The organism is Oceanispirochaeta sp. M1, assembly GCF_003346715.1.
In the GTDB taxonomy this organism is placed as follows: Bacteria; Spirochaetota; Spirochaetia; order DSM-2461; family DSM-2461; genus Oceanispirochaeta.
In genome coordinates, this window is sequence record NZ_QQPQ01000018.1 from 39,868 (window position 1) to 53,048 (window position 13,181).

General features: G+C 44.4%; 12 protein-coding genes. 9 read left to right on the plus strand and 3 right to left on the minus strand.

Annotated features, from left to right (window positions below):
- The first annotated feature begins 63 nt into the window (after positions 1-63).
- A complete protein-coding gene (locus tag DV872_RS14035; protein WP_158546978.1) occupies positions 64-1,368 on the plus strand; it encodes an ammonia-forming cytochrome c nitrite reductase subunit c552 in 1,305 nt (434 codons plus the stop codon).
- An 80-nt stretch (positions 1,369-1,448) separates the two neighbouring features.
- On the opposite strand, the gene ccsA is transcribed toward DV872_RS14035, so the two are convergent.
- Positions 1,449-2,237, minus strand: coding sequence for a cytochrome c biogenesis protein CcsA (gene ccsA, locus DV872_RS14040; RefSeq protein WP_114630581.1), 789 nt, complete (start codon positions 2,235-2,237; stop codon positions 1,449-1,451).
- On the minus strand, positions 2,227-2,985 hold the full coding sequence (locus DV872_RS14045; RefSeq protein ID WP_114630582.1) for a cytochrome c biogenesis protein ResB: 759 nt from the start codon (positions 2,983-2,985) through the stop codon (positions 2,227-2,229). The genes ccsA and DV872_RS14045 overlap by 11 nt, the downstream gene beginning before the upstream one ends.
- Before the next feature lie 196 nt (positions 2,986-3,181).
- On the opposite strand from DV872_RS14045, the gene DV872_RS14050 reads away from it, so the two are divergent.
- The 5 genes from DV872_RS14050 to DV872_RS14070 all read left to right on the plus strand — a co-directional run bounded on the left by DV872_RS14050 (position 3,182) and on the right by DV872_RS14070 (position 8,181).
- Positions 3,182-4,399: a PAS domain-containing protein gene (locus tag DV872_RS14050; RefSeq protein ID WP_114630583.1), complete on the plus strand. Its 1,218-nt coding sequence runs from the start codon at positions 3,182-3,184 to the stop codon at positions 4,397-4,399.
- A gap of 34 nt (positions 4,400-4,433) precedes the next feature.
- Positions 4,434-5,270, plus strand: coding sequence for a GNAT family N-acetyltransferase (locus DV872_RS14055; protein ID WP_114630584.1), 837 nt, complete (start codon positions 4,434-4,436; stop codon positions 5,268-5,270).
- Between the two features lie 78 nt (positions 5,271-5,348).
- Entirely contained in the window at positions 5,349-6,818 is a 1,470-nt protein-coding gene (locus DV872_RS14060) for a nodulation protein NfeD (protein ID WP_114630585.1), read from the plus strand.
- A gap of 1 nt (position 6,819) precedes the next feature.
- The gene (gene floA, locus DV872_RS14065; protein WP_114630586.1) at positions 6,820-7,812 is read left to right on the plus strand and encodes a flotillin-like protein FloA; all 993 of its coding nucleotides are present in this window, start codon (positions 6,820-6,822) and stop codon (positions 7,810-7,812) included.
- A gap of 87 nt (positions 7,813-7,899) precedes the next feature.
- Positions 7,900-8,181: a hypothetical protein gene (locus DV872_RS14070; RefSeq protein ID WP_147283175.1), complete on the plus strand. Its 282-nt coding sequence runs from the start codon at positions 7,900-7,902 to the stop codon at positions 8,179-8,181.
- Here the strand turns inward: DV872_RS14070 and DV872_RS14075 are convergent.
- Positions 8,178-8,438, minus strand: coding sequence for a DUF3820 family protein (locus tag DV872_RS14075; RefSeq protein ID WP_230391564.1), 261 nt, complete (start codon positions 8,436-8,438; stop codon positions 8,178-8,180). The genes DV872_RS14070 and DV872_RS14075 overlap by 4 nt on opposite strands.
- 130 nt (positions 8,439-8,568) lie before the next feature.
- Here DV872_RS14075 and DV872_RS14080 point away from each other — a divergent pair, with 130 nt between their 5' ends.
- The 3 genes from DV872_RS14080 to DV872_RS14090 all read left to right on the plus strand — a co-directional run bounded on the left by DV872_RS14080 (position 8,569) and on the right by DV872_RS14090 (position 13,119).
- Positions 8,569-9,804, plus strand: coding sequence for a serine hydrolase (locus tag DV872_RS14080; RefSeq protein WP_114630588.1), 1,236 nt, complete (start codon positions 8,569-8,571; stop codon positions 9,802-9,804).
- 154 nt (positions 9,805-9,958) lie between these two features.
- Positions 9,959-10,951, plus strand: a complete 993-nt coding sequence (locus DV872_RS14085; RefSeq protein WP_114630589.1) for a GGDEF domain-containing protein — start codon at positions 9,959-9,961, stop codon at positions 10,949-10,951.
- Positions 10,948-13,119, plus strand: a complete 2,172-nt coding sequence (locus DV872_RS14090) for a diguanylate cyclase (protein ID WP_114630590.1) — start codon at positions 10,948-10,950, stop codon at positions 13,117-13,119. Before DV872_RS14085 ends, DV872_RS14090 begins: the two co-directional genes overlap by 4 nt.
- Positions 13,120-13,181: the final 62 nt, after the last annotated feature.

Below are 13,181 nucleotides of genomic sequence, written 5' to 3' on the forward strand. Positions count from 1 at the left end.
GGCATATTAACTTTGACTGCAGCTGAAATAAGATTTATTATTAAAATATTACGGAGGTTTACTGTGAAAAAGATATTTCTTCTTTTCTTATCAGGACTTATATTATTATTCCTTACAGCATGTAAACCCGAAACTGCTAGTCCAGAACAGGCATATCAGGAGTCATCAGAGACTCTGGAATCCACCGCAGCATCGGCAGATGTACTGGGCAGAGACATTGTAAAATGGCAGGAAGCCTTTCCTCTGCAGGCAGCAAGTAATGATAAAAATCATATAGAACAATCCTCACCCACCGGATATAACGGGAGTAAACCCATTCAGAGATGGGAATGGACTCCTGAAATTAAAGTAAACTTCAGGGGCATTGCCTTCAGTAAAGACTATAAAGAAGACAGGGGACACGTATATGCCTGGGAAGATATCTTTGAAACTGCAAGAACCTCTGAAAAAAGCCCCGGCGCCTGTATCACATGTAAGACTTCAGATCTTGAACTGATCTTTGATGAATACGGCTGGGATTATGCATCCATGAAGATGTATGATTTTAAAGAGAGCGGACATTCGGGCATCGACTGCTTCAGCTGTCATGATCCTGAAACCAGGCATCTGAGAGTCATACAGCCTGCCTTTATTGAAGCCATGGCCATGAGAGGTAAACCCGTAGAAGAAGCCAGTGAACAGGATATGAAAACCTATGTCTGCGCCCAGTGCCACTCTGAATATTATTTTGAACCAGGAACAACAAAGGTGATCTTTCCCTGGGCCAGGGGACTCTCTCCTGAGCAGATGTACTCTTACTACCAGGAAGAACCTTCAGGATTTACAGGCGATTATACCAACCCTGTTTCTAATACAAGACTGGTCAAGGCTCAGCACCCCGACTACGAGACCTTCCAGTCCGGGATTCACGCGGCAGCCGGTCTCTCATGTGCAGAGTGCCATATGCCTGAGACTGCGGTAACTGCGGCCGACGGCAGCAGTGAAACCATTACCCAGCACTGGATAACCAGTCCTCTTCAAACAATCGATACATCCTGCCTGAGCTGTCATAAGGGAAAAACCGAAGATTGGATGCTCCAGAGAGCCCGTTATATTCAGGATTCAGTATTTGACAGCCTGAGACGTGCAGGACTGGCAATTGAAGAGGCTCACCTGACCATCGAAAAAGCTGCAAGTGACGGCTTATCCAACCTGGCAATCAGTGACGCCCAGGCGATCCTGAGAGAAGCCCAGTGGTATTGGGATTTTACAGCCAGCGCCAACTCCACCGGATTTCATAACTCCGAGCTGGCCCACAGCAACCTGAGCATGGCAACAGACCTGGCTCATAAGTCCACACAGAAAATACTGAGAGCCTATAATATTTAATTCAGGATAAATTTAATCATAAAAGCCCATCTCCGATGGGCTTTTTTATTCGATAGACTGAAGAGGAAAGAGCTCTTTAATCAGCGGTAGCTGTGAAGTCCGCTCAACAGGTAATTGACTCCGAAGAATGTAAAAAGAGTAGAAAGGAATCCGATAACAGCTATCCAGGAACAGAGACGTACGCCCTTTTTGGCAAACAGCCTGAAGTGCAGATACAGAGAATAGAACAGCCAGGTGATAAGTGCCCAGGTCTCTTTAGGGTCCCAGGTCCAGAATGCTCCCCAGGCAGCTTCTGCCCAGATGGCACCGAAAAGCAGTGCTCCGATTGTAAAGACTGGATAGCCAACGATGATGGCTCTATAGGTCAGAACATCGTACTCCTTCATCTTCTCCTCATCCTTTGAAAAGAGAGCCATCAGGGCCGTAATAAATGAGAAGGCAAAAAAAGCCTCCCCGATAAATGAGAAGGCTACATGAAGGATAAGCCAGGCTGACTGCAATGCAGGAACAGGCGGATTTAAATCCTTTGATACCAGGGGAGAAGAGGCGACCAGCAGAAGAGCAAGAGCCGTTATAGTTGCGAAAAACTGAATAACCTGAATAACCTTCACCTTCTTCTGCAGGCCGTAGAAACCTGAAATCAGAAAAATACAGAAAGCATAAAAAAGAAGTGATTCAAAAGTTCCTGTCAGAGCTACATAATTGATCTTTACAGAACGGTAAATCAATACAATCAGAAGCAGTACAGAAGCACTCAGATTCAAAACAGGAACCAGAAGTCTTTTACGAAGACTATCTGCAAAAAAGGAGATAACCTGAAGCAGCACAGAAAGGCCCGCCCATATATAAGTCACGAGGCTAAGAATCATTTGATACTCCCTTTTTGCGGTGGGACTGAATAAATATCATCATAAGTCCGCATATAATGATGAAGAATGAGCCGAGAATATAAAACCTTCCAGGGTCAGATGTGACCAGCAGTCCGGTCTCATACTGACCCACTATCTCTGAAGGCCGATAACTGGCCTGATACAGCACAAGACCGTCAATCCTCAATGGTCTGTTTACAGCAATCTCAGCAGCCTCTCCCGTCATATCAGAAGACTCAGAAATATTAACTCTGGAGATCCAGCTTTTGGGTCTTCCGTCAGGATACTGTTCAAATATGAATTCTTCCATATTCATGTAGCGTCCACTGGGCAGAACCATGGAATCTCCTGCTTTCAGAAATATTGAGCCTTCCTGTCTTGTCATAAAACTGATCAGAGAGGCAGCAATAAGAAGTAGTAATCCGATATGGAGAATGTCAGGCCCGAATAGTCCCTTCCCCAAGTTCTTAACCTGCCTGATGAAACGTTTAACAGTACAGCTGAAAAGGTTGATCCAGAAAACTCCAATAAGAGCCAGAAAGATAAAAGATGAGAAGAAATGATCCAGCTCCAGGGCCAGAATAAGATGTCCCCAATTCCCCGGAAATCGCTGCAGGTAAAAATCATGACTCTGATTCTGCATAATGAGTGTTGCCGGAATACTGACAACAATAATACTGATAATTACCCCTACAGTGAGTTTGAGAGATGATATGTATTTAAGGATTGCTTTGAAAATCTTTTTCATTAACTACGGATTCCTGTCTCATTTGATGGTTAACTATCTTTAGTTTTATAATGATACATCCCTGAGGAGAAAGCAAACGATCATTTTACCTTGTACTCCGGCAGTCATATTCATTCTGAAGCTTTTACTGGCATTAAGGGCTTATATTATTAATACTTAAAACAGAAAGCTATGACAGAAAAGGAAGGAGCTGACAATGAGTGCAGGTATAAAAGCTGAGAATCCTCTGATTGATTTTCTTGAAGGGCTCTACAGTGGAAACAGAAGCAGAGATCAGTATGAACAATTCAGACCTTCTATTGAATCCGCAGATCCCTGGCAGGTTAATCAGGCAATTGATTTTCTGATAAGAGAGCATGACGACTTTAATAAAATTGAGACTGCCGTTGCCCGGTTTATCAGAGCATGTGCCGAAGGTCTTGACAAACAGACTCCTCTGAAACTTAAAAAAGATCACTTCCTGAGCCTTCTGCAGAGGGAAAATGACAAGCTTACTGAACTTCGCGGCAGACTGACAAAGCTTTTCAAGGAATTGACAGTATCCAACCCGGAAGATGGTAAAGATAAAGAGAGACGACAGGAGCTTCTTCTGGAGCTGAACATAATAGCAGAAATCACAGCTCACTACCGCAAGATAGAATACCCTCTGTTCTCCGCCATGGAAGACTGTATGGATGAGTTTCTATGCAGCAAACTGATGTGGCATTTACACGATCTGATAATGAATGGACTGAAGTCTCTGATCAAACGCCTTGAGAGTGAGGAAAACCCCCTTGATAAGGAGTTCAACAAAGTCTTTGGAGATATTTTCCTTAAGATGTCGTCCATATCCTATAGAGAGGAATTTATCCTCTATCCCGTTGTTTACCGTGCTGTGACGGAAGAGCGGTTTATAAAGATGCTGGGAGAACTTGAAGAGTTCGGCACTTCCTTCGGAGTGCCCCTACCTCAGTCAAAGGCTGAAAAGCCTTCAGGTTCTGAAGAATCCCGGGGATCAAATGGAACTGCGGGGCCGGAGATTGATCTCTCAGTAGGACGGCTTTTACCCGGCCAGATAGACCTGCTGCTGAAGAATCTTCCTCTGGATATGACCTATGTGGATGAGAATGACAAGGTTCGTTACTACAGCCAGGGCAGGGAGAGAATCTTCCCCCGTTCACCGGGTATCATCGGCAGGGATGTTCAGAACTGCCATCCCCCCTCCTCAGTCCATGTGGTACAGAAGATTGTAGAAGACTTTAAGGCACAGCGCCGTGATTCTGCTGAGTTCTGGATCAGAATGGGAGAAAAATTCATCCATATCCGCTACTTTCCCCTCTTTGAAGAGGGTGTTTATAAAGGTGTCATCGAGGTCAGCCAGGATATTGCCCCCCTGAGGGCTCTGGAAGGAGAGAAACGACTGCTGGATGATTAGACCGTAATATTTAGTTGTAACAGGAGAAATTATCATGACAGAAGATCTATTTACAATTGAATCTCTGAATGATGAGAGCCTGGGGCCCTACTGCAGCTGTCTTGAAGAGTGGTCCCATGAGATGAAAGAAGCCGGAGATCTGAAATGCCGTTGGGTGGAGAAGATGAAAGACCGGGGACTGGGGGTTCAGATGGCCCGCAACGGTAAAGGGGAATACGTGGGGATGATCCAGTATGTTCCTTCAGAATTTACTGCTGTGGAGGGGGTTGGGAATTACCATATTCACTGCTGCTGGGTTCATGCCTATAAGGGAAAGGGTGTGGGAGACTGGCGGAAAAAAGGAATAGGCCGGGCCCTGCTTAAAGCGGCGGAAGAAGATATCCTCAGTCGCGGTGGAAAAGGTGTTTCTGCCTGGGGATTGAGTATCCCCGTATGGATGAGGGCATCCTGGTATAAAAAGCAGGGATATAGAGCCATAGACAAAGATGGAATGGCCCTCCTTATGTGGAAGCCTTTGTCTGAAGATGCTGTAAAACCTGTATGGCGTAAAGCATCCTCTGATCTGAATCCTGAATCTGATGAGAAACTCAAAGTCATTTCCTATATTAACGGGGTCTGTCCCGCGGCAAATATCGGCCACGAAAGGATCAAAAAGATTCTGAAAGATTATGAAGGTCCTCTTGAATATTCAGTATTTGAAAATATTGAGCCCGGGGATATTAAGAAAAGAGGAATTACCGACGCCCTATATATCAATGGTAAAAGCATCCCCCTTGGTCCACCGCCGAAGGAGAAAATGCTCAGGAAAGTGCTACATAGGGAAATGAAGAAGATAAGGAGAAAATTGAGAACCGATCAGGGTCACGCATAACTGGTATGAGATTTGATTCGGGGTCATTTTTTGACATCAGAACCCTGGTGAATTATAATTATCAAGTAGAGGAATTGTATGTTCAGAAGATTATTTTTCCTTTCTTCACTTTTTTTCATCCTCTCTTCTCAAGTCCCAGCTGTAGAAACGCCTTCGTCTTCGGAAGCCCCCGTATTTATTATTCCTGTCAATGAAGAGATAAGCCCCTTTCTTGTCGTATTTCTCAAAAGAAGCATTTTGAAGGCAGAGGCTGCAGAAGCCTCTCTTATCATCTTCGAATTAAACACTTTTGGGGGAAGAGTGGATTCGGCTCTGGAGATTACATCACTTATAGGTTCCGTCCAATGGGCTGAGACTGTAGCCTATATTCCCTCGGGAGCGGGAGGGACCGGTGTAAGCTGGTCTGCAGGGGCACTGATATCCTTTTCATGTGACAGCATTTATATGGACTCGGGGACCTCGATCGGTGCTGCGGCTCCTGTTTATCAGAGTGCCGAAGGTATGGTTATGGCCGAAGAAAAGGTTGTGAGCGCTGTCCGTGGACAGATGTCGGCCCTTGCCGAGAAGAACGGCTACTCCTCATCTATTGCTCTTGCCATGGTTGATCCGGATATTGAACTGTATGAAGTGGATACAGGAGAGAGCATGATCCTCCTGACTCCTGATGAGATAGCAGAAGCTGAAAGAATCAGCGGAGTAGCACCGGTTCAGGGAAAGCTTGTTTCCGCAGTAGGAAAACTCCTTACCCTCACGGCAGGAGAGATGGAGAAGTACGGGGTCTCATCGGCAACCGTTTCAGGCAGAGCAGATCTGCATAAACTCCTTTCTGTTGATAATGACTCTCTGGTTATTCTCGAAAAAACAAATGCCGACTGGGTAATTGCCTTTCTAAGCAGTGCAGCCGTTGCCAGCCTGCTTGTGATGCTGGGAATGGTCGCCTTGTATATGGAAGTAACGAGTCCCGGTTTCGGTGTACCCGGAACCATAGCCCTGATCTGTTTTGCCATTGTCTTTGCCTCAAGTACATTAATCGGGAATCTGGGATCACTGGAACTGATCCTTTTTATGCTGGGGGTAGTTCTTCTTCTTATTGAAGTTTTCATAATACCCGGATTCGGAGTTACAGGAGTCAGCGGAATCATTCTGATCCTCCTCGCTCTTGTTTTAACACGGCAGGATTTTGTGATCCCCGAGTTTACATGGCAGTGGGATCTGTTCAGAAAGAATTTGCTCTTTGTATCCCTGAGTCTGGTAGGGTCCCTGATACTTATCGGGGTATTGATGGTCACACTCCCCCACTCCCATCTCTTCGGAAGACTTGTATTAAAGAATACCAGCCCGGCGATGAAAAAGATTGAAGAGTCAGAGGAAGAAGAGATCAGCAGTGGTGCACGAGCTGTAGCACTGACCAATCTGAGACCTGTGGGAAAGGCCGATTTTAATGGAAAAGTACTGGTTGTTCAGACAGACGGCGAATTTATAGAAAAAGATTCACAGATCATTGTTGTACGTAAAGAGGGACTGCGTCTGGTAGTCAAAAGAGGTTGATATGATTATTGCACTGTATATTGTTATTGGACTTTTCAGTCTTCTGATCCTGATGGTTTTTATCATGTTCTTCGGTCTGTGGTTTCGGGCTCTTATATCAGGAGCTCCTGTAAAGATGAGCAGAATCATAGGAATGTGGATCAGGAAAGTAAAATCAAAAGTTGTTGTAGACAGCCGTATAATGCTGGTAAAAGCCGGTTTGGATATGGATTCAGATCTATTGGAAACCCACCTACTGGCAGGTGGAGATATCATCCGTGTAAGTAAGGCTCTGATCGCAGCCAATAAGGCAACTTTGGACCTCTCCTTTTCCAAAGCCGCAGCCATAGACCTGGCAGGAAGGGATGTCCTGGAAGCGGTAAAGACCTGTGTAAACCCGAAGGTAATCGACTGTCCCAGTCCGGAAAAAGGCAAAGAGGCCATATCAGCAGTTGCAAAGGATGGGATTCAGCTGATGGCCAAAGCCCGTGTAACTGTACGTACCAATATAGAACGCCTTATCGGGGGAGCTACAGAAGAGACAATTATAGCCCGTGTAGGTGAAGGGATTGTAACTACCATCGGATCCGCTGCGACCTATAAAGATGTGCTGGAGAATCCGGACAATATCTCAAAAACAGTCCTGGCGAAAGGGCTGGATGCGGGAACAGCCTTTGAAATTCTTTCCATAGATATTGCAGATATAGATGTGGGTTCCAATATCGGAGCCAAGCTTCAGGCAGACCAGGCCGAAGCGGATATGAGACGTTTTCAGGCTGTTGCAGAACAGCGACGTGCCGCAGCAAAGGCAAGAGAACAGGAAATGATGGCAGAGATTCAGGAAAACAGAGCCAAGGTTGTCCTGGCTGAAGTGGAGATACCAAAAGCGATATCCGACTCATTCCGCAAGGGGAATCTGGGAATCATGGATTATTACAGAATGAACAATGTCAAGGCGGATACTTCCATGAGAAACAGCATCGGAGGCGATATGAATAAGGATGAGAGTAAGTAAATGGACAAAGGAGACCTCATAGTCAGTATTTTTTCTCTGCTGATGCTGCTGGTTTTTGTATTTAACCCGCTGTTCAGGAAATTTATTATGAAAGCTGATAAAAAAAAGGCTGATCGTCCACCCCGGGAAGATCCGGTTTATCAAAGTGTCGAATCTTATGCGCAAAGAATTCTCAGCAATAATAATGATGTAAAACAATACAGGATTATTCAGCCCGAAATTGTGATTCCTGCCGCCGAAAAGCTAAGAACTGAAAAGAACTCTGTATTTGGCAGAATTGAAAAACAGTCAGCCCTGAGAAAAGCCGTAATATGGAAGGAGATCCTTTCTCCTCCTGTTGCCCTGAAAGACTCTGATAATCTATTCTAGAATTGCCGTTTGCGCAGAGGCCGGACAAGATACTCCAGACCGTTCGCCTTGATTTCCATTACGGATTCCAGCATCAGCCCCAGCTTTCCCTTGGGAAAACCCTTCTGCTTAAACCAGAGAACATAGGCTTCAGGCAGATCTATCAGATAGCGCCCTTCATATTTGCCGAAGGGCATTTTAGTATTCGCCATTTCCATAAGGAATTTCTGATTCTCATCTTCCTGCATCATAGACAGGAGTCTATCATCTATTTCCATTCACCAGAAGATGGCGGAATAAACCAGAATCATCCCGAGGAATCTGCCTCAAGACAGCTGAAAGCAAAAGAAACAGAATTGGCATGGATCTTGTAGTAAGAGTCATAAAGACTATTCAAGGAATATATAAATGAAAAAAGCAGTTATTATCGTTGCTATAATTATTGGAACATTGATTCTGGGAGCAGTTCTCCTTCTGATTCTTAAACCTTCACAACCTTCTCCACCCCGGAAAATATCCACAACACAGGAGCTGGACCTTTACCTGGAAGAAATTACATCAAACAGTACGCCTCCTTCTCTAAGCATTGCAGTATTGAAAGATGGAAAATGGGTATACAAAAAGGCATTCGGGATGGCCGATATTCCACGGAATATCCCTGCACGGACAACCACTGTCTATCCCTGGTATTCGGCCACAAAGCTTTTTACATCCACTGCTGTACTGAAACTTGTTGATGAGGAAAAACTGAGCCTCGGTGATCCTGTTAAAAAGTATCTCCCGGCTTACAACACAGTTAACAAGGACGGAGAATCAGTAACAATCACGGTGGAACAGCTTCTGAACCATGAATCAGGACTCCCTGAGATTATCCCCGAGGGCCTGAAATGGCTTCATTTTGCCTCCGAGGCTCCTGTTGTACAGAGTGAGTTTTTTGAAAACAGGATTAAAGAAGACTACAGGGTTGTAAATTTCACTCCCGGGAGTGATACCAGTTACAGTAACACCGGCTATATTGTCCTGGGTGTGATTATCGAAAAAATAACAGGGATGAGTTATGAGAATTATGTAAGTGAAAATATCCTGAAGCCCCTGAACCTGGAAAGCACCTCCTTTGTAAGGACAGCTGAACTTCAAAAAAGAACGGCCACAGGATCACAACCTGTAATAGATATCTTCACCGTATTACTGAGGGTCTACGGCGACAGGGGTCTGTTAAAGCAGCTTGTCCGGGAGAAGGATAATCACAGGATGTGGTTTGAACCTGTTTATACTGACTACACTCCATCAACCGGATTGAGCGGTACGGCTGAAAATCTGGCAAAATTTGGATATTTTCTCATGGAAGCAGAAGGGTTGGAAGGTCAGCAGATAGAGAATAAGGAACTCCTTAAAGAGATGCAGCGCCCCTTTACAAAAAACGAGCTTGAGAGAAAGTACAGAAAGATTAAACAATTTGGATACGGACTTAAAGTATGGAAAATGACTGGTTCAAGGGTGTATGGGCATAGCGGTGGAGGCCCCGGCTACGCAGCAATACTCGCTTTTGTACCGGAAAAAAATCTGGTTATTGCCGTCAATGCCAATGATACCAATCTTAAAAAAATTGAGATCCTCAAAGCAGTTATGGAGATTGACTGGTAATCCTGAAATTGATCAAAAATAGGTAGTACTGTATTGTGCAGCAGAGTTAAATTATAAGAGATTGATGATCTTTAATACTTTCCTTTCTTTTTATGACTAAAAGAAATATAATTGTACGCACAATCATTATTGAAGGAGATTAAAAACGGTAGACATGGCTGATAAACTGCTGCCGCTAAAATCTGAGCTTCTCAAAAAAACGGATATGTTCTCTTCCCTTCTGGATCATGAACTTGAGGTCATTGCCGACCACAGCGAGTTTAGAACTTACAGGAAAGGAGATTCTGTCTTTAAAATCGATGAGCCCGGAGATGCTCTGTATATAGTCAGATCGGGAGAGGTACTGATATCCAAACAGGAACCCTACGGACCTGTTATCGATATTGCCCGCTTCATTGACGGTAACTGCTTTGGTGAAATTGATATGTTTACCGAAAGCGACAGAGGAGTATCCGCCCATGCGACAGGGAATACGGAACTCCTTATCTTCCCGAAATCCGGCACCTCCTTTGCCGACATACTGAACAATCATCCCGAGATATCCGCTCGTATTCTGCATAAACTGCTTGCAGGTATATCCAGCCGCATCCGCAGCGCTAATGCCCTTGTAAAAGAAAATTCCCCAATCATACAAGAACTGAAAAAGCAGGTATACAGAGACAAACTTACGGGAATTTACAACGATACATACCTGCTTGAACGAGTCAGAAAGAATATATCCATAGGATTATCCTTTGCCCTGATCATCTCCAAACCGGATAATTTCAAGGAACTGAATGACGAATACGGTCATGAAGCCGGTGATATCGTTATTAAATTAATGGCGAGGAAGCTGAGAGACTATACGGGAGACGACAAGCGTACTGTACGCTATAAGGGAAACGCCATGGCCGTCATGCTTCCTGATGTTGATAGGGATGAGGCCTATAATGCGGCAAAGGGAGTACAGAATTTTCTTAAAGGCCTGGATATAAGCGAAGTGACAAAAGGAAAGAAGTTTAAACTGAGTGCCAGTGTCGGTATAGCCCTGTTTCCCGATCATTATACAGATCCCGAAGAGCTTGTATTTAAAACCCACGAACTCCCATTGATCGGACGAAATCGTGGAGGGAACTGCATACTCTTTCCCGAAGATGGAGCAGAATGAGTAAAACGGCTGTTGAAGTTCTTAGATCAATTAAAATCCTGTCTACCCTGTCTGAAAAAGACCTGCTTAATCTCTACTCCCATATGAATGAAGAAAAATACATCTCAGGAGAGCCGATCTTCAATGAAGGAGACAACGGGGATATCATGTATATCGTCCTGTCAGGCTCAGTGGCAATCCTGGTAAACACAGCAGAAGACGAGCTTATTGAGATTGCAGAGATACCCGAAGGCAACTTTCTTGGAGAGATGTCCATATTCGACAGATCCCCCAGATCTGCAACCTGTACTCCCAAAGCAGATACAACAGTACTCAGCCTGAAGGCCGATGACTTTTACCAATTTATCGAAGACAATCCCAAAGCCGGAATAGCCATCATGCATCCTATGCTTAACACCACTACTTTACGGCTGAAAAATACGGGGGCCTTTCTCTCCGACATGGTTACATGGGGTGAACAGGCCAGAGTCAGGGCCATAACAGATGACTTTACAGGTCTCTACAACAGACGTTTCCTTGATGAAGCCCTGGTTGAGAGAATTACCGAGGCCGAAGCCGCAGAAGATATTCTGTCTGTCATAATGATAGACCTGGATCACTTCGGAACATTGAATAATCTCTACGGCCAGGAACTGGGAGACAAAGTTCTTCTGGAGGTTATCAGGGTCTTTAGAAAGCTATTCAGGGAAGATGACATTCTGGCCCGTTACGGTGGAGACGAATTCACATTTATTCTTCCCGGAACCGACGGACATAAAGCTCTTGAGCTCTGTTCTGAACTGAATAAGGAACTGAGAAAAATCACTCTGCTGAAAAAGATGAATGGAGAACTGAAAAATGTCAGCGCGAGTATAGGGATATCATGCTACCCCTGTCATGGGGAGACTGCTGACGAACTGAAAAGCTTTGCGGATAAAGCACTCTATGAAGCAAAGGAAGAGGGCCGGAATACAGCAAGACTCTGGAAAAACCAGGAGGGCAGGACACTGACTAAATCCTGGATTTTCAGCATTAAGAAACGGAACCAGATCATCAGCAATATACTCGAGGCCATCGATCAGAGGGATTCATTTCTTGTTATGGGACATCAGAACCCTGATGAAGACTGTATCTCATCCATGATTGCCATGGCTCTTCTGCTGAATAAATTTTCAAAGATCGCATACATAATGATCCCTAAGAAGATAAATGAGAACTTTCAGTACCTCCTGAATATATGTCGCTACAATGCCATCCAGATACTCTATAACACTGAGAAAATTCCCCATAAGATTACCACGGTATTCGTGATGGATACTCCCAAACCGGTAATGAAGGAGAAATTCCCTGAACGTGAAAAAATATTTAAAGATCAGAAGATTCTAAAAATAGAAATTGATCATCATCTGGAAGCGGACAGTGAATGCAGCGGTGACAAGGGATATTGTCTGGTGGATGAAGCCTCATCGGCCAGCGAACTGGTAGGAATGCTTGCCTTCAAACTTAAAAACAGGGAAGACCTGATAGACAAATATAATATTCAGGAACTCTTTTCCCGGAACTTCGTACTGGCGGTACTCACAGGAATCATAGGTGATTCCAAGATGGGCAAATACCTGAAAACCCGGAGAGAGCGCTGGTTCTATGAGCTTTTCAGCACCATGTTCAGTGAAATCCTTTCAAATATAACCCGTAAAAACTCCAGTAATTTTTCCTCTATGGACGAGGTCTTCGACGGACTGCAGCAACTCTCCCGCCAGGAGGATGCCTGCTTCAGACTGATGATGAAGCAGATGGCTGAGATATCGCCGAAAATCGGTACGGTAATAATTCCTCAGGATGTGATAGAGGAGATGAGAGAGCTATACGATCATGAAACCATTGTGACCGTTGCCCGTTATACTGCAGACTCTCTAGCCGAACACAGCCGTCTGCTCAGCCTTGTGGCCTATTACGATGACCAGAAAGATTCTGATCTGATTCAATTCCGAATACGACGGAGTCAGTCCTATAAGGATCTTGATCTCAGACTTATACTGAAAGAATTCAACATTGAAAATGGTGGCGGCCACCCGGGAGCCATAGGTTTCCGCTTTCCAAAAGATGAAATAAAGGATATCAGGGAATATGTGAAATCCATTATTCCCGGTATTGAAAAACTTATGGAATATGATCTCTCTGCTGAGTGAAAAAGGATTGTCACTGAACTACGATTTGTATATTGTATCGTGTTCATAGATAATTATATCAG

Coding starts and splice junctions, on each gene's coding strand:
- DV872_RS14055 (WP_114630584.1), top strand. CDS start 4,434: ATGACAGAAGATCTATTTACAATTGAATCTCTGAATGATGAGAGCCTG.
- ccsA (WP_114630581.1), bottom strand. CDS start 2,237: ATGATTCTTAGCCTCGTGACTTATATATGGGCGGGCCTTTCTGTGCTG.
- DV872_RS14075 (WP_230391564.1), bottom strand. CDS start 8,438: ATGGAAATAGATGATAGACTCCTGTCTATGATGCAGGAAGATGAGAAT.
- DV872_RS14080 (WP_114630588.1), top strand. CDS start 8,569: ATGAAAAAAGCAGTTATTATCGTTGCTATAATTATTGGAACATTGATT.
- DV872_RS14050 (WP_114630583.1), top strand. CDS start 3,182: ATGAGTGCAGGTATAAAAGCTGAGAATCCTCTGATTGATTTTCTTGAA.
- DV872_RS14085 (WP_114630589.1), top strand. CDS start 9,959: ATGGCTGATAAACTGCTGCCGCTAAAATCTGAGCTTCTCAAAAAAACG.
- DV872_RS14070 (WP_147283175.1), top strand. CDS start 7,900: ATGAAAGCTGATAAAAAAAAGGCTGATCGTCCACCCCGGGAAGATCCG.
- floA (WP_114630586.1), top strand. CDS start 6,820: ATGATTATTGCACTGTATATTGTTATTGGACTTTTCAGTCTTCTGATC.
- DV872_RS14045 (WP_114630582.1), bottom strand. CDS start 2,985: ATGAAAAAGATTTTCAAAGCAATCCTTAAATACATATCATCTCTCAAA.
- DV872_RS14060 (WP_114630585.1), top strand. CDS start 5,349: ATGTTCAGAAGATTATTTTTCCTTTCTTCACTTTTTTTCATCCTCTCT.
- DV872_RS14090 (WP_114630590.1), top strand. CDS start 10,948: ATGAGTAAAACGGCTGTTGAAGTTCTTAGATCAATTAAAATCCTGTCT.